This is a genomic window from Nonomuraea sp. NPDC005501 (assembly GCF_040605905.1).
Lineage (GTDB): Bacteria > Actinomycetota > Actinomycetes > Streptosporangiales > Streptosporangiaceae > Nonomuraea.
Map to the genome: position 1 here is coordinate 38,781 of NZ_JBEXDT010000024.1, position 20,568 is coordinate 59,348.

Below are 20,568 nucleotides of genomic sequence, written 5' to 3' on the forward strand. Positions count from 1 at the left end.
GTCGTGGAGGGGCAGCAGGGGCGGCCGGGTGTCGGGGTTGAGGTCGCTGCTCCTCGGCCGTGCCGGCTCACCGTCGGTTGCCGGGGACCTGGGCTGCTCGGACGGGGAGCCGAGCTGTTGTGTCGCTTGTTCGCCTGCCTGGTGGGGGGTGCCGTAGCCGAGGGCGTTCAGGATGGTGTCGAGCTGGGTGCGTAGGGCGGGGTCCTGGGTGGAGCGGAACTCGCGGGACAGCAGGCGGAAGACGGTCTGGTCTGAGACGTTGGGGTGTCCGGTGGGGGGCTGGATGGCGTCGGAGGCGGCGGCCAGGACGGCGAGGGCGGCCTGGTCGGGGGCGATGCGGGGGGCCATCGTCTCCTGGTGGGGGTTCTGGGCGGTGCCTGCGCCGAGGCGGGTCAGTGCGGGCGCGCCGCCGTCGACGGGCCCGACTGTGTAGCGGACGTGTTGGCCGTCGATGAGCAGGGTGGTGTCGTCGGTCCAGCTCCAGGTGACGGGGCGGTTGCCGAAGTCGCTCGGTCTGACCCGGGTGTTGAAGGCGTCGCGTGCCTCGGCGACGGTGAGGTCGTCCAGGGCGGCCTGCCGTCCGCCGGCGGGCAGCGCGTCACCGAGCAGCCTGACCGGGATCTGCCGTCCGCCCGGCTCCGGTGCCGGTGCCGGTGCCGGTGCCGGCGCGTGCGCAGGCCGCGGGTCGGCGGGGCTGTGGGGCGCGGACTCGGCGGCGCGCTCGCCGCTCCCGTCCACGTCGACGGCGCCCGCGGCCGTCAACGCGTCCTCCACGGCCTTGACCAGATCCCGGCCGCCGCGGGTCCCCGACGCGAGCGCCTCTGCGATCTTGTCCGCCACGAGGGTCCACTGGTCACCCTCGGGCCCGAGCGCGATCTGTTCGGAATTGTGCGCCGCGTTCGCGAACAGCAGGGCGACCCTGGCCACGGCCTCGGTGCTCTCCACGTCGCCGAAGAGCTCAGCGGCCGCGCGCTGGAGCGCGGGCACGCCCTGCTCGCCGGGGAAGCGCCGGCCGCGTGTCGCCTGGTACCACTCGACGAACCGGGCCAGCCCCTCCACATCGGTCAGCTCGGGGTGCTGGTCCATGGCTTCCGCCACCTGGCGGAGGAAGGTATGCGGGGTGGGGAGACGGCGGTCCTGTCCGGCGAGCAGGTCGATCAGGGACTTGATCCGTCTGAGTTCGTGCCCGGTGAACGGGTGGTCGGGCGACGCCTCGTACATGGTGGCCACGGTGGAGACCAGCGCGTCGGTGTAGTCCAGATGACGCTGGGTCATGAGGAAGGTGGGGCGGTACTGGTACAGGGCGGCCATGCGGTCGAGGCGCAGCGCGTGCTCGAAGAACTCCGGACCGCTGACGGGGAACCTCTTCAGCAGCCTGCGCACGTGCTCGGGCAGTTGCGTGTTCTCCGCGGTGGGCACGGCCGGGCGGTAGATGTCATGCGGAACGGCGGGTTCCGCCGTTCCCATGATCCTCGAGAGACCCGGCCGCCACTGCTTCCGGTCCACCCGTGCCTGGGGATCCGGGTCGTCGGGCCGCCCGGGAATGGAGACGAGCTTCGGCTCCGCCAGGTCGGACAACTGCATGAGGTGACGGTCGCGCAGGCCCACCCGGGAGGGGAAGAAGCGTCCCTGGGGGTCGGTGACGAGCCTGTCAGTCCACAGAAGCTTGCGCCGGGCCATGATGGTGTCGTCCCGCTGCACCAGGGCGTCAGCGAGAGTGCGCCGATCGCGCTTCGCCGCCTCGGCGTACTCGTCGGCGAGGCCCAGGTGGTGGCCGAGCTCGTGGGCCCAGAGGGTGAGTCCCTGGCCCGCGTAGATGTTCAGGGCGTCGGACCGCTTCCCTTCGTTCGGGTGCAGCGTGACCGCGGGCTCATGCTTGGCGGCCTCCACCATCTCCAGCCGGACGTGCAGCTGGGAGCCGTCGCGCAGGCGGTGCTGGTGGTTGAAGTAGACGTCCACCGCGTCGAAGGCGTTCGACAGCTCCACGAGCAGGGCCGCCTCGCTCAACTCCGGATGGCGGCGGTACCGCACCCGCAGCGTGAACTCGGTGATGTGGTGGTTCGTGCTGTCGCCCGTCGCGTCGACCTCGGCGGCCGACAGCTTACGCACCTCGACCGTGGAGCTGCCCTTGTTCCAGGCCTTCCGCGTGTCGACCTCGTCGCCTTCGAGCTCGGCGCGCAGCCCGGCCCACTGCGCCGCTGTGAGCGCCTTCCGCGGGGTGATGTCGTAGGCGTTGCCGTCGCGCAGCACGGCCAGGGATCTGTGGTCGTGCTGCGCCAGCAGCGGCGGCCGGGTGTCGGGGTTGAAGTCGAGGCTGCGTGGCCGCCGCTCGGCGTCGGGGGTGGCGTCGGCGAGCGCGGTCCACATGGCGTCGAGTTGGGCGCGCAGGACGGGGTCCCGCGTGGCGAGGTACTCCCGGGCCAGCAGGCGGAAGACGTCCTGGTGGGCGGTGGTGGGGCGGCCGCCGGAGGGCCAGAGGGTGTCGGAGACGGCGGCCAGCATGACGAGGGCGGCCTGGTCCGGGGCGAGGTGGGGGGACAGGCGTACCACGTGCGGATCATGAGGTTTGCCCGTGCCGAACAGGGTCACGGCGGGTGCGCCGCCGTCGATCGGGCCCACCTCGAAGCGGACCCATCGGCGCTGGATGAGCAGGGTGTCGGCGCCGCTCCAGTGCCGCGTCGCGGACCACCTGCCGACGTCGGTCCAGCTCGTGCGCCAGCTGCCGAAGTCGCTCGGCTTGACCCGCGACTGGAAGGCGGCGCGTGCCGCGGCGACAGTGAGGTCGTCCTGCCCGGTCCGCCGCCCCTCGGCGGCCAGCACGTCGCCGAGCGCCCTGACCGGGACCTGATCGCCGGGCAGGGGGCGGCCGTGGGGGCGGAGTTCGGCTACCACCAGGTCGATCTCGCCCTGGAGGTCGGCGCGGCGCGCGTCTGTGTCGGCCTTGGCGAGCTGGCGTCTGAGGAGGCTCAGCTCGGCGTGGCGGGACTGCGCGCAGTAATCGTGACCGTCTTCCTGGTGGGAGAGCAGGCGGCGCCGGGTCTGCACGCCGTTCTTGCGGGCCTCCTGGACCTGGAGCGTGTCGGTGACGTCGTGGACGACGACGCGGGCGAGCTGGTCGTGCGCGACGTTCTTGTTGGGGCGCAGCAGGTGGGGGTCTTCGGCGGTGCCGGCGCGCACCTTGGTGCGGGCCAGCGGGCGGAACAGGCGCAGGCCGTGGCGGCGCACCATCAGCCGGCCCGGCTTCTCCACGCGGAAGTGGACGTCGCCGTGCGCGAGGGTGAACAGCACGATGGTGTCACCCGGCGTCTGTCTCCACCCCGTCAGGCCGGGCATGTCTAAGGTGTCCGCGTTGTCGAAGAACGCCTTGGTGACCTCGTTCGGGGTCATCTTGGGCGTGCCCGGAGGGCGCCGCTTGACCACGAACTGCGACCGTCGCCCCCCCGACGAGCGCACGGGCCGGGCGGTCACCGTGACGGGCTGGACGCGTTCCTGCGCGGATTGGGCGCCGCTCCCGTCCACGTCGACGGCGCTCGCGGCTTTCAACGCGTTCTCCACCGCGTCGGTCAAATCCTGGCTCCCGCGGGTCCCCGACGCGAGCGCCTCTGCGATCTTGTCCGCCACGAGGGTCCACCGCTTGCCCGCGGGCCCGAGCGCGATGTGTTCGGAATTGTGCGCCGCGTTCGCGAACAGCTGGGCGACCCTGGCCACGGCCTCGGTGCTCTCCACGTCGCCGAAGAGCTCAGCGGCCGCGCGCTGGAGCGCGGGCACGCCCTGCTCGCCGGGGAAACGCCGGCCGCGTGTCGCCTGGTACCACTCCACGAACCGGGCCAGCCCCTCCACATCGGTCAGCTCGGGGTGCTGGTCCATGGCTTCCGCCACCTGGCGGAGGAAGCCATGCGGGGTGGGGAGACGGCCGTCCTGGCCGGCGAGCAGGTCGACCAGGGACTTGATCCGTCTGAGGTCGACCCCGGTGAACGGGTGGTCGGGCGACGCGCTGTAGACGGTGGTCACGGTGGAGACCAGCGCGTCGGTGTAATCCAGATGACGCTGGGTCAGACGCGAGACCGGAGTGCCCTTGTACACGGCGGTCATCCGGTCGAGGCGCAGCGCGTGCTGGAAGAACTCCGGCCCGCTGACGGGGAACCTCTTCAGCAGCCTGCGCACGTGCTCGGGCAGTCGCGTGTTGTCCGCCGTGGGCATGACCGGGCGGTGGATTCCGAAGGGAACGGCGGGTGCCGCCGAACCCATGACGGTCGAGAGGGAACGTGGCCGCCACTCCTCCTGGTCCACCCGTGCCGGGGGATTCGGATCGTCGGGCCGCCCGGGGACGGAAACGAGCTTTTTCTCCGCCAGGTCGGACAGCTGCATGAGGTGACGGTCGCGCAGGCCGACCCGGGCGGGCAAGGGATGTCCCCCGAGGTCGCGGACGGTCCCATCGGTCCACAGGAGCTCATCCATCACCATGATGGAGTCGTCCCGCTGCACCAGGGCGTCGGCGAGAGTACGCCGATCACGCGTCTCCGCCTCGGCGTACTCGTCGGCGAAGCCCAGATGGTGGCCCAGCTCGTGGGCCCAGACGACGAGTCCGTCGCCCGCATAGAAGTTCGTGGCGTTGGCCCGTCCCCCTGTGTCCGGGCGGATCATGACCGCGGGCTCGTCCCTCTTGGCTTCCACGAACTCCAGCCGGACGTGCAGCTGGGTGCCGTCGCGCAGGCGGTGCTGGTGGTTGTAGTAGACGTCCACCGCGTCGAAGGCGTTCGACAGCTCCGCGAGCAGGGCCGCCTCGCTCAGCTCAGGATGGCGGCGGTACCGCACCCGCAACGTGAACTCGGTGATGCGGTGGTTCTTGCGGCCCTCGTTGAACCACACCGAGCGCACCTCGAGCGTGGAGTGGTTGTTGTTCCAGGGGGTCCGTGTGTCGACCTTGTCGCCTCGGAGTCGCTCGCGGACTCCTGGGACTCCGTTGCGCAGTCTGGCCCACTGTGACGCTCTGCCCGCCTTCTGCGGGTCGATGTCGTAGGCGTTGCGGTCGCGCAGTGCGGCCAGGGTGTGGTTGTCGTACTGCGGCAGCAGCGGCGGTCGGGTGTCGGGGTTGAAGTCGATGCTGCGTGGCCGTGTCGGCTCGACGCCGGGGATGACTTCGGCGAGAGCCGTGTAGAAGGCGTCGAGCTGGGCGCGCAGGACGGGGCTCTGCGTGGAGCGGAACTCGCGGGACAGCAGACGGAAGATGCTGCGGTCGGCGGCGTTGGGGTGTCCGGTGGAGGGCCGGACGGCGTCGGAGGCGACGGCCAGGACGGCGAGGGCGGCCTGGTCGGGGGTCATGCTGGGCGCCAGCCTCGCCAGGTGGGGGTCCTGGGCGGTGCCCGTGCCGAGGCGGATCAGGGCGGGCGCGTCGCCGTCGACCGGGCCGACCTCGAAGCGGATGTGCTGCTTGCCGACGAGCAGGGTGGTGTCGTCGGTCCAGCTCCAGTCCGAGGCGCGGTTGCCGAAGTCGCTCAGCCTGACCCGGGCGTTGAAGGCGTCGAGGGCCTCATCGACGGTGAGATCGAACAGCCTGGGCTGCCCGTCGTCGGCGACCAGCACGTCGCCGAGCACCCTGACCGGGATCTGGTCGCCGGGCGCCAGATGGCCGTGGCTGTGGAGTTCGGCCCGGAGCAGGTCGATCTCGTTCTGGAGGTAGGCGCGGCGGGCGTCGGTGTCGGCCTCGGCGAGCTGGTGGGTGAGGAGGCGCAGCTCGGCGTGGCGGGACTGCAGACAGACGTCGTGAGCGTCTTCGCGGCGGAAGGGCAGACGGCGCTGGGTGTGGACCTTGTTCTGGCGTGCCTCCTGGACCTGCAGGGCGTCGGAGAGGTCGTGGACGAGGACGCGGGCGAGCTGGTCGCGCGCGACGTTCTTGTTGGGCTGCAGCAGGTGAGGCTGCGTGGCGGTGCCGGCGCGCACCTTGGTGCGGGCCAGCGGCCGGAACAGGCGCAGGCCGTGGCGGCGCAGCATGAGCCGGCCGGGCGGCACCACCTGGAAATGGACGTCGCCCAGCTCCTGATGGTGCAGGGTGATGAAGCCGCTGCCCTTCCACACCCGTCCGTCCACGCCGGCGATGTCGGAGGACTTCGCCCCGTTCATGAACTCCGTGATCACCTCCTCCACGGTCATCCTGGGTGTGCCGGCGGGACGCCGCTTGACCACGAACTGCGACCGCTGACCCCGCGACCCGCGCACGGGCCGGGCGGTCACCGTGACGGGCTGCACGCTGTGCACCGATTCGTCGCCCGCGTCGGGGATGCTCTTGACCGGCCAGGCGGGGGCGGGCGGCGTGAGCTCGGGGATGCCGCGCCTGCGCAGCTCCGACCGGATGTGGTCGGCCAGCGTGCCGTCCCGGCCGGCCGTCCGATCGTGCAGCGCGTGCAGGTCGAGCCCCTGCTGGTCGGCGACCAGGATCAGCTCGGACGGCAGGGCGGCGAACCGGGGGGCGAACGTGTCGCCGTGCAGCACGCCGCCCGGCTCGGCGACGTAGGTGTGCCTGGTCCCGTCCGGTGCCGTGACGTCGATCGTGACGTCGGCGCCGATCTCCCGGGCGAGCAGCCGAGCCTGCTGGAGCTGCCCGTACGGCCGCGTCGGGTCGGCGTCGGCGACCAGGCGAACCGGACGCCCGGCGTCGAGCGTCCGCGCGGCCGCCACGTACGGCCGGGCGGGGTCGAAGCCGGCGTGCCGGGCGGCCTGGTCGAACAGCCGCTCCAGCGACATCGGGGCGGGAGAGTTGAGCAGCCGCTCCAGCGACATCGGGGCGGCGGCGGGAGCCGGTGCCGGCAGTGCCGCATGCGCCTGCTCGCGTTCCGCCTCGGCCCGGTTGTCGGTCAGCGACTGGCTGAACAGCATGATGCGGGCGCTGCCCGTCGCGGCGTACGGCATCTCCACCGTGCGCTCGGTCTCGCCTCGCCTGACGTTCCGGACCTCCAGCCGCACACCGGCGTCGACCCGGAAGTCGACCAACGAGGCGACGCCCTTCTCGAAGACGCTGTTCTCCGTGCGGCGTCCGCCGCTGACGGAGGCGTTGTCGACGGACTGCTGGTGCAGCGCCACGTTGACGGCGGCCCCGGATGCCTTGTGATCCTCGCTGAGGGAGACGCCCACCGGCACGAGATGTCCCCGGGTGGCCGAGACCTCCCACTTCTCCCGCCGCCGGTCCACGGTCCTGATCTCGGTGTCGTCCAGGTCGCCGACCACAACGTCCTGGTCCGTCAGGGTGGTCTGCACCCAGACGTCCACCACCCGGTCCGCCCGGTTCGGGTCGAGTTGGAGGCTGAAGGCGAAATGCCCCCGCGAGCCGGCCATCGCCTCCAGGCTGTCCCTGACGGCTACGCGACCGAGCATCTTGCGCACCTTGGCCTTCTCGGCGAAGGTCAGCTCTCTGCCGAAGACGTCCTTCTGCTGCGCCCGCGCGATGACGGCCTCGGCCAGCCCGTCGACCCGCGCCCACTCGACGTGCATGCCGCCGGACAGGGACGGCAGGGACACCGGCCGCGGGTCGGGCAGCGCCGGCGCCCGGGAAGGCGCGTTCTCCTCGCGGGTGGCCAGACCGGACAGCAGGACACGCTCCATCGTGCCCTGCAACGCCACCTTCGCCACCGGGCCGGGCTTGCCGTCGATGATGGGCTGGACCTCGATGACGAACGTCGGGTGCTCCAGGACGCTGGGCTCCGCGCCCTTGAAGCGGGCCGCGCCGTTGACGCGGGTGGTCTGGTTGTTCCGGCTGGCGGAGCCGGAATGGTCCCGGTCGGTCGACAGCGCCATGCTGCCGTCGTCGGCGCCCTTGACGTTCCCGCCGGCGCTCCAGCTCACGGACGTGGACTCGTTGAGCTCCCCGTAGAGGTATCTCTGCTTGATGGAGCCCTTGTCGTAGACCTCCCCGTGGTCGGCGGTCTCACCGAAGCTCGCGCGTATGGTGATGGCGAGCTGCTGGGCGCGGCCCCCGATGCTGACCGCAATGATCTCGGGCGGCGGCTCCGGGGCGAGCATGTCGTCCAGGCCGCCCTTCCAGCGCTCGCCGGCGTACCTGGCGAACAGCTCCCGGTACAGGCCGATGTCCCCCTCCACAACGCCGGGGAGGACCTTGTCGATGGCCGTCGTGACGCCTTCGAGCAGCTCGATCTCCTGCTCGGGTTCTCCGGGGGCGTGCAGCCGCGTGCGGCCGAGGAGGCTCATGCCGATGGCCTCGTCGTAGCCGTCGGGCTTCACCACGCGCTCCGCCCGCCGCTCCAGCAGACGCGCGTCCGACAGCATCTCGCGCAGCCTGCGGTGCGGCTTCGCCTTGCGCGAGCCGCTCGGCTGCTCGCCGGGCGGGGTCAGCTCCGCGGTGGCCTTCTTGTCGATCAGCTCCTCGATGCGCTCGGCGAAGCGCCGCTTGGTGTGCTCGCTGGTCAGCGGGACGTGCGGCACGCCGACAGAGCTCATGAGCCGCTCGCGGACGCTCAGCTCACCGCGGGCCTGCTTCAGGTCCTTGAGGTAGCGGCGCACGAACGGGAGCGCGACGCGGCGGTTCAGCTCGAGGGTGCCGTTCAGCAGCCGCTCGGCCGCGTCGGCCGCATGGTGCAGGGAGAGCGGCATCTCGCCCCGGCTGTAGAGCTCCAGGGCGTCGCGCTCGGCGTTGCGGCGGACGGCCGTGCCGCCGCCGGTCAGCTCGCGTGCCGCACCGAGGGAGGACGCGCCGATGCTGATGTGGGCGACGACGTCCGTCTCCGACAGGTACTGCACGCCGGTGTCGATGTCCAGGTCCTCGCCCGCGAGGATGACCGTCTGCTCCCGTCCCTGCGAGACGGTGCGCGACCCCGACAAACCGGCTTCGCCGCTCGGCGTGCCCGGGAGCTGCAGACCGGTCGATCCGTCGACGTTGTGCGTGGTCGACTCGGAGGACGACGTACCCGAGACGATCATCGACATGAGGATGTTGCCGCCGACCCACTTGCCGGCCGAGAAGACCCGGGACTTGCCGGCCTCCAGCCGGAGCGACACCGGGACGCGCACGTTCCCGTGCCCGGGCAGGTCGACGATCACCTCGACCCGCAGGTCGCTGAAGAACGCCTCCGGATGGGCCAGCATGCCCGGCTCGCTGAACAGCTCGTCCACCTGGTCCAGGGACACGGCCTCCCTGGGCACCTTCAGCTCCGCTGCTACGATGCCCGCTATGTCGTCCAGGTCCAGGGCGACGGTCCTGCCGCGCTTGAGCGCCTCCACCGACGTCCGGTGCTCCGGCCCGTTCGGGCGGTCGTCGGCGTAGGGCAGCTCGGCGACGGGTATGAGCACGCGGGCGCTGACCTCGTCCTCAGCGAGCCGCTCACCGTCGAGGGTGGTGCGCAGCCTGCCCCCGATCAGGAACGCCGCGGAGTCGGTCTCGTCCAGGCCCACCTCGTTGATCTGGACGCCCTGCTTCACGCTCAGGTCGTGGCTGGAGGAGCGCTTGAACCCCACCCCGCCACCGCTGGTGTCGACGCCATCGTCGTCCGGAGCCGCGAGACCCGCCCCGACGGAGCCGTCCCAGGACTTGCCCGTGCTCTCCGTCCGCGAGGCGCCGAGCGAGCCGATGGGCAGTTTCACCCCCGGCTGGGCCCGGACCACGCCCTCGGGTGTCACGTCGTCCATGTCCTGGTCCACGTGGACGCGCAGCCGGAAGTGCTCGGTGGCCATGCCGGTCCGCTGCAGCGTGAGGCGGATGCCGTAGCCGTGCTGGGAGGCCCGGTTGTAGCCCTCCTTCAGCCGGTGAGTGGTGAGCTGCTGCTCGATGATGGTCTCGTTGCGGCGCTGGCTGGCCTCCGTGCGCGCGTCGCGGGAGTACACGCGGACGCCGTTCACGAGTCTGGGCAGCAGCCCCTTGTCGCGGAGCTCCTCGATGGTCTGCTGCCACACCAGGTCGGCGCCCGCGACGTCGTCGATCCGGGCATGGCCGGCGCCGCGGACCCTGCCGGTCTTCATATGGTCGGGCAGTTCGAGCTTGCGGCCGGGCGGCGGCTCGGGCGAGGGGTCGTCGCGCAGGATGGGGGTGCCGTCGGGCCGCCGCCCCACGATCGCCGCCGCGTCCACCGGCAGGTTGTAGTGGTACGCCTGCGACTCCGGGAGCAGGAACAGTGCCCTGCTCTCACCGGAGAAGCCCTTCCGGGGCACGTCATGCAGCTCCAGGACGGCCGTGTACACCACCCGCAAGCGGTACGCCTGCACCTCGCCCGCCCAGCGCGGAACGTTCGGCATGACGGCGGTGCCGCCCACGTTCGTCGATTCGGAGTGCGACCGGGCCCGCGAGAACCCGAACGTCAGCCTGGGGACCCACTTCCACAGCGGGAGCTTCCCCCCGACTGTGACGTTGAAGTGCCCGGACGTGCCCGCCGAGCGGCCCTGCCACGCCGAGCTGAAACCGATCGGCAGGTCCTGCTCAAGGTGCAGCTTGTTGCTGGGCGGGCCCACCACCTCTTCCAGGACCACCCTGCCGTGGACCCGGAGGGTGCCCTCCCGGCGGCCGTCGGAGAAGTGACGTGCGAAGCCGTTCGCGCTCGTGACCTCCGACCAGTGCACCGGGACCTGCCCGGTCATGATGGTGCGCACGTGGTCCTGGGCCGCCTGCCCGTAGCCGGCTTCCACCAGGTGGGCGACCATGTCGTCCGCCGTTTCGGCGAGGCCGGTCGAGCCGATCGCGACGTGCCCCGGCAAGGCGCCGTCCAGACCCGCGTTCTCGTCCAGCCGTACGAGGTTGTCCGGAGCGGGCTCCGTCAGGGGAGCGGGCACCCAGAAGTCCTGCAGCTCGTCGCCCGTCACCCGGGTGGGAGGCGCCCAGTCGCCCGTGGCCGTCCGGTGGCTCACCTCCAGGACCAAGGCGCCCTGGTACCTGGTCGACGGGCCCCGGTTGTCCATCACGGAGGCCCGCTGGGCGTAGTTGCCGGCCGAGGCCCGCTGGCTGTCGCTGGTGCCCCGCCCGTAGGAGCCTTCGGCCACGACGAATTCGGCCACCGCCTGGGCGCGCTCCGACGGCAACTGCTTGGCCGCGGCCGCGGCGTCCCATTTCGGCGTGACGTCTTCGGAGCCGCGCGCCGTGGCCGAGACCGACGCGCCGTCCTCCGCGAAGTTGCCGACCATGAGCTCCGAGGCCTCCGTGTGGCCCCCGGGGATCTCCGCCAGGTGGCCCACACGTCCCCGGACCAGGATCTCCCGGCCGTTGTCCAGCTTCAGCACGACCCCGTCCGGGGAGAGCACGTCGCCGAAGTCGCGACGCAGCAACTGTGCGGCGTCCTCCGGGCTGAAGTCGGCATCCCCTTCGCGGTTGAGGACGGCGGCCAGCCTGTCCTGATTGGCGATCGGGCCGTTCACCGGCAGCCAGGCGGACATTCCCGCCCGCGGCGGAAGCGCGGTCTCCTCCGCCTTCAGATAGTTCTCGTAGGCCTTGTTGGCGTCCGCGACGCCACGGGAAAGCTCCGGCGACAGCGGCCCCGCGGAGGTCGTCTCGTTCAGCAGGGCCAGCAGCGTCGTCTGGGCCAGCGCGGCGGCCCGCGCCGCCTCGGCGGCCGCCTGGTAACGCTGGGCGATCCGGAACTGCCGGCGGGCGACCTCGGCCTGACCCTCGGCCTCGGCCTCCGCGTCGGCACGCCGTCCGGCGGCCCCGTCGTCGCGCTGCTCGACCGCCTTCTCGGCCTCCTCGTAGGCCTTCTGCATGTCCTGGGTGGCCTCCGCGCCCCGCTGCACGTACAGGGTGCCGAGCCGGCCGAGCCGCTCGGCCTCCTGGGTGAGCGTGGCGATCTGCTCCCGCACCGCGGCCCGGCGCTCGGCCAGCTCGCCGAACTCCCTGACGACCGGCTGCTCCGGTGCTGCGGGGAGAGTCTGCGGCGACGGAAGCGCGTCGACCGCCTCCTGGTAACGCCGGTGCTCCTCCTCCGCCTCCCGCATGCGCTCGGCGAGCACGCCGACGTCGAGCGTGCCCTCATCCCTGACGTACGGCAGGACGTCGGCGGCGGCCTGATAGGCCCGGCGCGCCCGGTCAGCCAGCCGGCGGGCCTCGTCATGGGCCTCGGCGGCCTGCTGCAGCTCGGTGCCGGCCGTCTGCCACGGCAGGGCTTCGGCGAGCTCCTGCCGGGCGATCGCGTCGCGGGCCCGGCCGAAGGCCGCCAGCGACTCGTCCGTCCAGCGGCCGGACTCCTCCTGCATGTCGGCGGCGGCCAGGTCGAGCGCGGTGATGTGCCGCCCGAGCGTCTGCCGCAGCTCCGCGATCGCCCTGGTCCGGCTTTCCAGCGCGGCGCGCAGGTCGGCCAGCGATGCCGCGGGGTCCGGCGTGGTGGCGGTCAGGTCGACCGTCATCAGGGCGAACCGCTCAAGGGTCTGACCGAGCTGGAGCGCCTGGGCGATCTCGGAGTTGGAGACCCCCAACCGGTTGAGCAGCGACTGGTACACCGCGCGGGCCCGGTAGGCCGAGGCCGCGGCGTCGCCGTATGCCGTCGCCGCCTGCCGGAACCGCATCCCGGACGCGTGCGCGGCCTCCGCGGCGGCGGTGTCGCCGGCGGTGCGGGCGGTCCGCTCCTGCTCGAAGGCGCGGTCCGCCGCGTCGGAGTTCTCCCTGGCGGCCGTGTACAGGTCGATCGCGGGCACGGTCAGCGTGGCCGCTCGCGCGGCCACGGCCGACCGCAGGTTGCCGGAGGCGACGTCCAGCAACGGTGCCGAGAACGGCAACGAGTCCTGCAGTGCCTGCCGGTAGCCGGCGTACGCCTGCTGGGCCTTGCTGACGGCGTCGGCGAGGTCCACGCTCCGGAGCGGGCGGGTGGTCATCAGGTCCGCCGCCGCCCGGTGCGCGGCCCGGGCAGTCGCCGCGGCGGCCCGCGCCGCCTGGTAGGCGTCGGCGGTCCCGTGTCGCTGTCGCGCGGCGGCGATCAGGGCGTTGGCCGTGCTGAGGTCGCCGTTCCTGAAGGCTGCCGTGGCCTGCTCGGACAGCTGGATGGACGCCTCGTAATGGCGGATGCCGATCCTGTTCAGGTCGATGTCGGCTTGGTCCAGAGCGGACGCCCGGTCCGTCATCGACTGCATGAGCTCGGACAAGGCCGTGGTGACGGCCGCCTGCTGCCCCTCCAGATGGGACCGCAGCTCCGCGAGCGCGGCCCCGGGCTCCGGCTGTGACGCGCGCGGGGACGTGATGGCGTCCCGGTCCTGCCGGTCATCGGGCAGGGGGTGGCCGTGGTCGCGGAGCTCGGCCACAAGAAGGTCGATCTCCCGCTGGAGCTCGGCGCGGCGGGCGTCGCCGGTGGCCTCGGCGAGCTGCCGGCTGAGGAGCCTGTACTCGCTGTGGCGGGTGTCGAGGCAGAAGTCGTGGCCGCCGGTACGCGGGGCGAGCAGGCGGCGCTGGGTGTGGGCGCCGGCCTGGCGGGCCTGCTGGGCCTGGAGGCTGTCGGAGATCTCGTGGACGACCAGCCGGGCGAGCTGGTCGGAGGCGACGTTCCGGTTGGGGCGCAGCGCGTGGGGCTGCTCGGCGGTGCCGGCGAGGACCCTGGTGCGGGCCAGCGGCCGGAACAGGCGCATGCCGTGGCGGCGGACCATGAGCCGGCCGGGGCGCTCGACGCGGAAGTGGATGTCGCCGAGGGTGGTGTGGTGGACGACGAGGTCGGTGTCGTCGGCGCTCCACGTCCATCCGCGCACGCCGGTGATGTCGGAGGGGTCCGCGTTGGTGAGGAACTGGGCGCGGACCTCGCCCGTGGTCATCCTGGGAGTGCCGGCGGGCCGCCGCCTGACCACGAACCGCGACCGCTCCTCCTGCGACCGGCGCACGGGCCTGGCCGTCACCAGGGTGTAGTCGGCACGCCGTCCGGACTCGGCCCGGATCGGCGCGATCGGGCCCGTCGCGGTGAGCCCGCCGGGGGTGGCCTGGGCGGGCGCGCCGTTGGGCGTCGCGGAGTCCGCGGGAGCCGTGGCGGCGGTGACGGCGGCGGTGGCCGCGGCACGGGCGTCCGGCGCGACCTGGCCGTTCTGCACGGCTTGGATGTGCGCGGCGGGAGTGGTGACGGTGTCCGCCTGCGCGGCGGCCTGGCCCTGAACCTGCCCGTTCGGCGACTGGGCGGCCTGAACCTGCGGCTGCGTCTGGGCGTTCTGCGGCTGGGTGGTCTGGGCCTGCGGCTGCGTCTGCGGCTGGGCGTTCTGGTCCTGGGCGTTCTGCGGCTGCGCCGCCTGTGCCGGGTTCTGCGTGTCCCGCGCCTGGGTTGGTCCCTGCTGCGTGTCCTGCGCCTGGCTCGGCTGCTGCGTGGCCTGCGGCTGGGCCTGCGTGTGCGGCTGCGCGGCCTGGGCCTGGGGCGCCGCCTGACGCTGGTCGTGCGCGTCCGCGGGATCGGAGACCTGCGTCTGGTCGGGGTTCCGCTGGCCGTTGGTCCGCTGGTCGTTGGTCCGCTGGTCCGGGGCGCTCGACTGCTGCGCGGCGGACGGCGTGGCGCGGTCCGGCGCCGCGTGCGATCCCGGCGTCGTGCCGCTCCGGTCGGCCTGCGCCGTGACGGCGGGCTGGTCGGGCGCGGTCTGCCGGCGCGCCCCCGGCTGGTCGCCTGCCGGTGCCCGCTGCTGGTCGCCCGTGGGCGTGCGCTGCTGGTCGCCCGTGGGGGTCCGCTGCTGGCTCGCGTCAGCGCGGGTGCTCGTCGCCGGCGGGGCCGAAACGTCGGAGGTCGCCCGCTGGTGCGGGATGACGGGCTGCGGCGCAGGCTGCTGCGCGGATGTGGAGTCGGGGCCGGTCGGTCCGGGCCCGCCGGTGGACGGCCGGTCGCCGGCCGTGGTCGGGCCGGATCCGTTGGGGCCGCCGCCCGCGGTGGTGTTCGAGGCGATGGTGGTGGTCCCGTCGCCCGCCAGGTGGCTCCCCACGCTCCGGGCGTAGTTCGACAGCGTGGTGATCGGGCGCACCGCCGCCGCGCCCAGATGGTCCACGTTGAACGGGCTGATCGTGCCCGTCCTGGCGGCGCCGGCAGCGAAGCCGCCCACCATCGACTGCAGGGTGAAGTCACCCCACTGGCCGTACACCGCCTTGTTGGCGATGACGCTGCCGAGGGGCGAGGCGAACATGTTCGGCAGGCCGGTCATCATCATGCGCCCCGGATAGCGCTGGAACGCGGCGAGCACTCCGGTGCGGTCGCCCGCCATCCGGTTCAGCGAGCGGATGCCCGGCATGTCGTCGACGATCTTGCCCATGTGCTTGCCGAGCCAGACACCGCCCACGGTGCCGACGACGGTGCCGACGAGGATGGCCTTGGTCTTCTGCCAGTCCCACTTGTCCTTCAGGCCCTCTTTGATCTGGTCGTACTGGGCCTTCTCGCTGGCCAGCTCTTCCAGGATCTCTTCGGGCAGCTCCGTCATGAGCTGCCAGTGGAGGTAGCGGGTGGCGGCGTTGGCCGCCAGCTCGGTCTTCCGGGCGTTGTTGACGACCGGCCCCATGCGGGTGGCCGCGAGCATGAGCCGCTGCATCAGCAGGTGGGCCCGGGCGTTGCCCATCTTGGCCGCGAGACGGATGACCAGCGCGGCGAACGGGGCGCTGACCGCCACGACGCCGATCGCGGCCGCGATGACCGACACCCAGAAGGCGATGTTGATCGACCGCTTGGTGTAGTCGTCCTCCACCGAGAAGTAGCCGAAGCGCTCGGCGAACTGCGCGGCGAGGTTCGCCTTGGCGACCACGCCGGTCTGGTCGCCGAACTGCTGGGCGATGTGGGTGAACGCCGGCGGCTTGGCCGGAGTGGTGTATCCGGCGTCGATGGTGCTGATGGCCGAGCCGGTCCGTTCCACCGCCCCGCCCATGCTGGCCACGATGGAGTCGAGGATGAGGGCCGCCTGGCCCGTCTCCACCGATTTGGAGTCGGGCCACGGCTCGCCCGCCATGAACAGCGGGATGAACGTGTAGTTCACCCAGTCGGGCAACGCCGAGCTCTCCCATGCGGGACGGACCTCGGTGGTGGGAACCCGCCTGACCGAGGTGCCCTCGCCGGGCACGTAGTTGGGATTTACCGGCCTTTTGCCAGCCATCTGCCGCAGTTCCCGTCAGTCGCGGCCGAGAAGGGTATGGGCAAGCTGCCGCGCCACCGCCTCGTTGGTGCTCAGGGAATGGGTGATCGCCTTGCGGAACTTCTGCGGCGTCTTGCCGATCTCCCGCACGAGCTCCTTGGTGTCGTCCAGCAGCCGTTCCGGGCCGCCGAACACCTGCAGGGCCTGGAAGAAAGCGGTGCCGGCCGGCCCGGTGCCCCAGACTCGCGACGCCAGCAGCCCGCGCAGCGTCGCCTCGTCCGACCGGAAGTCGGTGTCCAGGTCGCCGGCCATGGTTTCGAGCTGCCCGATGCCGGTCGAGATGGGTTCGGCGATCTCGACGCCTTCCTCGTCCCTCACCGGCGATCGTCCCCTTCGACCATCTGCCCGGCCAGCTGCTTCATCACGGTCTCGATGTCACCGTCGAGGTGAGCGCGCATCTGGTCGGCCGGAACCACAGACTCGAAGATCTCCACCACTTTGTCCTGGGCCTTCGCCGCGGCCCGGTGGATGGTGTCCGTGATCGTGTCGGCCAGCCCTCGGGCGTCGGGGTCGCGGAACACGCGAGGGTCGAGGTCGAGCCTGATCAGCTCGCCGCCGGCCCCTACGGTGGCGGAGACGAGGCCGTTGGCGGACTTCTCCGTGACCTCGACCGCGCGGGTCCGTTCGTGCAGATCCAGCGCTTCGCTCTGCAGCGCCATGAATCGGGCCTGGAGCTCGTCGGCGTAAGCCTGCAGGCCAGCTGCGTCAACGTCCATCGACACATCCCCCAAGAGCGTCTTTCGGTGAACGTACCAAGAACACCACTCTGCACAAAAGGGGCAGATTTAACATGGGTGTTACTTGTTATCAATCTCCACAGCCAGCTCCTGCAGCTCCGAAACCTCGGCCCGGCGCACCCACAGCCGGTGGACCCCGCGGTCGATCCGGTCCAGGTCAAGCTCCCTCGCCACGGTGACGTGCGCACCGACGTACTCGACGAGCAACTCGTCCTCCCGCTCCGCGCACACCAGGAAGGGCGCTCCCCGCCACATGCAGACGGTGATGACGTGGCGCACCCACGCGCACTCCGCCGCCGGGACGGCGTGGACGTACAGGCCGTCCTCCAGCCGCTCGAACCCGTCGGCGGGCGACGTGCTCCGCAGCCGCATCCACAGGCCACCCTCGCCGAGCTGCGGCGCCGCCTCGAAGACGGCTCCCGCCCAGCACGCCAGGTAGGTCACGCGGGATCCTCTTCGTGCACGAGCCACTTGCCGCGATCGGCGTCGAACTGGGCGCGCAGCCGCTCCTCGCCGTCCGCGCCCAGCTCCACGATCTCCGCCCCGTACGGGAGCAGGATGCCGTCGATCTTGTACTCCCGGATCATCTCGTGCGCGTTGGGCACGAGCCCCATCCCGCCGAACGGCGGCTCCTCGACGACCCAACCGGCGACGGCCTTCATGCTCTCCTCGTCCGTCCCGCCGTACGGGGTGCGATACAGCGACAGCCCGACGGCCGGCCAGCGCAGGATGTTCACCGTGCCGTCGCGCGTCAGCGCCTCATCCCTGAACAGCGCCTCCGTCAGCGCCGTGGGAGTCGTGAGGTGCGCCACGTCCGCCGCGATGTGGCAGTAACCGGACACCCTCGGCCTTCCCGTGGTGAGCAGTTCGAGGACGTCGAACGGCCGGAGCAGCTTCTGCATGACCGGGACCCGGGACGCCCGCCCCAGGGCCACGTCCTCCAGCAGAGACGGCACGGCGAGTCGCGCCACGGTGCCGGGCTCCAGGTAGAAGCAGACCGGCCGGCCCGGATTGACGGCCAGCCCCCAGGACGGGTCCGGCCAGCCGGCCACCAGGTCCAGCAGGGTCACGACGAAGAACCGTCCGGCCGACTCACCCATCGCCTCCGGCGAGGTGAAGGCGACCACCCACGTGCGCTCGGCGTCACTGAACGTGGGCCAGGGCACCGGCGTCTCGCCCGCCGCCGCCTCATCGCTGACCGGGCAGGCGAAGGCGGTCGTGCGCAGCAGGGCCAAGCAGGTGGCCAGGTCGCCGCGGGCGTGTGCCCGGCCGAGTTCCTCCTCGAACGAGCTCGCGACGTGCATGGCGTCACCCTAGTAGGTTGATCCATGTGACTTTGCCAGTGGCGCGCACCCGGGACGAGGCCCTGCTCCACCTCGACCTCACCCCGTGCGCATGCGGATCGGTGGAGACCCCCTGGGAGAGCGGCGTGGTCGGGGTCGCGGAGGAGCTCGCCGTCGCCTACGCGGGCATCTGCGCCGACTGCGGCGCCGAGCGGGAGTACGTGTTCGGGCTGCCGGAGCAGGAGACGGCCCCCCACGGCTGGCCCACGTTCGGCGGGGCGGAGCCGTCCCAGCTCATCGACGCCGGCGAGTGGCTGTGGGTCGCCGATCAGGTGGGGAGCAGCGTGCCGCCCGACCCGGAGGAAGGCGCGCGGGCGCTGGCGATGGCGCGCGCCGCGGTCGAGGAGGTGCTCAAGTTCGTTCCCGAAGGCCGGGACAGGGTCCCCGAGCAGGCGTTCTGGACCGACCGTGGGCTCCGGGTGCACGCCGCCGAGCCCGGCAGGTTCCGGGTCGAGCGGCTGCTCGTGGTGAGGGACACCTACCGCGATGCGTAGGGCCAGGACGCTGACGGAGGCCGCGCTCTTCGTCAACCTCTCCGCGGGCGACGTGGAGCCGGAGCTGACGGAGGGCGCCGAGGCGTGGACGATGACCGCGGGCGAGATCGAGGTCGAGATCCCGTACGCCGGCGAGGCGGAGGCCCGCCGGGCCGGTGAGCGATTCGGGTTCGGCCTGTCCGAGCTGATCGACGCCGGGCAGTGGTACCTCATCGCCCTCGAGTACGCGCGCCGGGCCGTCCACGACGACCTCGGGGTCGCCGCCGGCGAGGATGACCTGGCCGACGACGCCAGGCTCAACTGGGAGTACGCCAGGGACGCCACCATGGAGGTGGTCAAGTTCCTGCCGCCGGGAGCCGGTGAGGTCCCGGCGGGGGCGTTCTGGACCAGCGAGGGCAGGCAGGCGTGGCAGGAGGACCCGGCGCGGTTCACGGGGGAGCGGCTGGCGGACGACGTCGCCTTCTACCAGGAGAACCTGGACGAACTCAGCGCATGACCTTGAGCGGGGCCAGGGCCGCCTGTGGATCCAGCATGGGGCCGTCCGGGATCAGGTGCACCAGGTTCGCCGGCAGCGGGGCGATCACCGACGAGTCGTACCCCAGCTTCTCGATCAGGTCGGCCGACTTGAGCTCGAACTTCCGCCCCTGATCGGTGACCAGGTAATACGTGCCGATCGCCGCCATCTGCCCCTCCCCGGGCAGCAGCCCCGCCAGCACCGCACTGCCGGGCGGCAGCAGTACCTGGTCGAAGCTGTCCTGCCCGCCACTCGTCCTGGGCGTCTGGATGGCGATCGTCGCGCCGACCGTCAGCCTGGCCCGCGCCGATCCCTTCGCCGTGTCGGCGTAGACGGCGCACACCGGCGCCCCGACGGGCATCGGCACCACCTTCGGCAGGTTCTCCGGCAGGTTGCCCCCCATCATCTGTGCCTTCGACGGCGACGCGTTCACCGTCGCCGCGTCCGTCTGGATGGGGTCGGCCCGGCGCCTGCCGTACGCCTTCTTGGTCTCCGGGTCGCTCAGCAGCAGCGTCGCCTGTGTGCTGGTGATCTGCGCGTACCCGTCCGCGACCAGCACGTACCACCTGGGCTGGCCGCCCGCGACCGCGGAGGTGGTGAACACCTGGCCGATCCTGCCGCCGGTCACCGCCCGGCCCCTGTTCTCGATCGTGGGTGCGCGGAAGTCCACGGGAGCCTGCGGTATCGCGTTGAGCCAGGGCGCCGGCACCTTGCGCGGCGTGCCCGCGCCCAGCGCCCGCAACCCCTCGGCGGAGATCCGCATGCGCCGGTCCGCCCAGATGATCCACGCGCGCATCTGCTCGTCGAGGACGGCCATGGCGTCGCCGCCGAGCGGTCGCCCGCCGACGTCCGCGCCGCCCACGAGTGTGACGTACGGCTTGGATCCGCCGGCGGCGTCCTTGCCCTCGGTCACGCACGCCGCCCACGGCCCGTGGACCATCTTGTCCTTGGCCGGCAGGGAGTTCGGCGCTCCCGGGATGCCCACGAGGGGGGCCCGCTGGAAGTCGGCCAGCGAGGCGGCCGACACGTTGCGTACCTTCACGTCGGCGACGTCGAGCAGAAGCCTGCCCGAGACGTAGTTGGCGACCGGCAGGAGCTTGCGCTCCTTCTGGCTGTAGACGTAAGCGGCCCCGGTCTCGTCCTCCACGAGCAACTGCCCCGGGTCCGTCAGCTTGGTGGCACCGCCGCTCTTGAGCATCCCCCAGATGCCGAAACCGGCCAGCAGCAGCACCGCGATGAGCACACCCGCGAACGTGGCCACGTTCTGCCTGCGCATCGGGGATTCGGGCACGTCCGGTTGAGCCTGTAGCAGCGCCATGCCGAGACGTTGGGTCATCAGCCGATGCGCCTGGTACAGATCCTTCCTGGTCTGCATGCCACCCCCGTTGCTCCGGCGTCCCGCTGCGTTTCGCCCGCGATCAGGACAGCATAGAAGC

At 71.9% G+C, this 20,568-nt stretch carries 8 protein-coding genes (1 of these 8 cut by a window edge); 2 read left to right on the forward strand and 6 right to left on the reverse strand.

The genetic code is table 11. The annotated features are described in order from the left end of the window. From ABZS51_RS14805 to ABZS51_RS14825, 5 genes are all read right to left on the reverse strand, one after another. Positions 1-16,005: the 5' end (the start) of a hypothetical protein gene (locus tag ABZS51_RS14805; RefSeq protein ID WP_355440322.1), read on the reverse strand. It extends 22,836 nt beyond the left edge of the window; the window shows 16,005 of its 38,841 coding nt (coding positions 1-16,005); it begins with the start codon at positions 16,003-16,005; its stop codon lies beyond the left edge, outside the window. 15 nt (positions 16,006-16,020) lie between these two features. Continuing rightward, positions 16,021-16,362, reverse strand: a complete 342-nt coding sequence (locus ABZS51_RS14810) for a hypothetical protein (RefSeq protein WP_310708276.1) — start codon at positions 16,360-16,362, stop codon at positions 16,021-16,023. After that, positions 16,359-16,760 (reverse strand): YbaB/EbfC family nucleoid-associated protein, encoded by a 402-nt coding sequence (locus ABZS51_RS14815; RefSeq protein ID WP_355440325.1) that lies wholly within the window; start codon positions 16,758-16,760, stop codon positions 16,359-16,361. Before ABZS51_RS14815 ends, ABZS51_RS14810 begins: the two co-directional genes overlap by 4 nt. Before the next feature lie 81 nt (positions 16,761-16,841). Continuing rightward, positions 16,842-17,225, reverse strand: coding sequence for a hypothetical protein (locus tag ABZS51_RS14820; RefSeq protein WP_355440328.1), 384 nt, complete (start codon positions 17,223-17,225; stop codon positions 16,842-16,844). Continuing rightward, on the reverse strand, positions 17,222-18,085 hold the full coding sequence (locus ABZS51_RS14825; protein WP_355440331.1) for an SseB family protein: 864 nt from the start codon (positions 18,083-18,085) through the stop codon (positions 17,222-17,224). The genes ABZS51_RS14820 and ABZS51_RS14825 overlap by 4 nt, the downstream gene beginning before the upstream one ends. A 26-nt stretch (positions 18,086-18,111) precedes the next feature. On the opposite strand from ABZS51_RS14825, the gene ABZS51_RS14830 reads away from it, so the two are divergent. Together ABZS51_RS14830 and ABZS51_RS14835 are read left to right on the forward strand one after the other, a co-directional pair. Then, complete coding sequence (locus ABZS51_RS14830) at positions 18,112-18,618, forward strand: hypothetical protein (protein WP_310708272.1); 507 nt, start codon at positions 18,112-18,114, stop codon at positions 18,616-18,618. Next, the gene (locus ABZS51_RS14835; RefSeq protein WP_355440335.1) at positions 18,611-19,114 is read left to right on the forward strand and encodes a hypothetical protein; all 504 of its coding nucleotides are present in this window, start codon (positions 18,611-18,613) and stop codon (positions 19,112-19,114) included. The genes ABZS51_RS14830 and ABZS51_RS14835 overlap by 8 nt, the downstream gene beginning before the upstream one ends. Here ABZS51_RS14835 and eccB read toward each other — a convergent pair. After that, entirely contained in the window at positions 19,104-20,507 is a 1,404-nt protein-coding gene (eccB, locus tag ABZS51_RS14840; RefSeq protein ID WP_355440339.1) for a type VII secretion protein EccB, read from the reverse strand. The two genes, ABZS51_RS14835 and eccB, sit on opposite strands and share 11 nt — an antisense overlap. Between the last annotated feature and the right edge of the window lie 61 nt (positions 20,508-20,568).

Excerpts from the sequence above, each read along its gene's own strand:
- ABZS51_RS14835 (WP_355440335.1), top strand. The coding sequence starts at position 18,611 with ATGCGTAGGGCCAGGACGCTGACGGAGGCCGCGCTCTTCGTCAACCTC.
- ABZS51_RS14825 (WP_355440331.1), bottom strand. The coding sequence starts at position 18,085 with ATGCACGTCGCGAGCTCGTTCGAGGAGGAACTCGGCCGGGCACACGCC.
- ABZS51_RS14815 (WP_355440325.1), bottom strand. The coding sequence starts at position 16,760 with ATGGACGTTGACGCAGCTGGCCTGCAGGCTTACGCCGACGAGCTCCAG.
- eccB (WP_355440339.1), bottom strand. The coding sequence starts at position 20,507 with ATGCAGACCAGGAAGGATCTGTACCAGGCGCATCGGCTGATGACCCAA.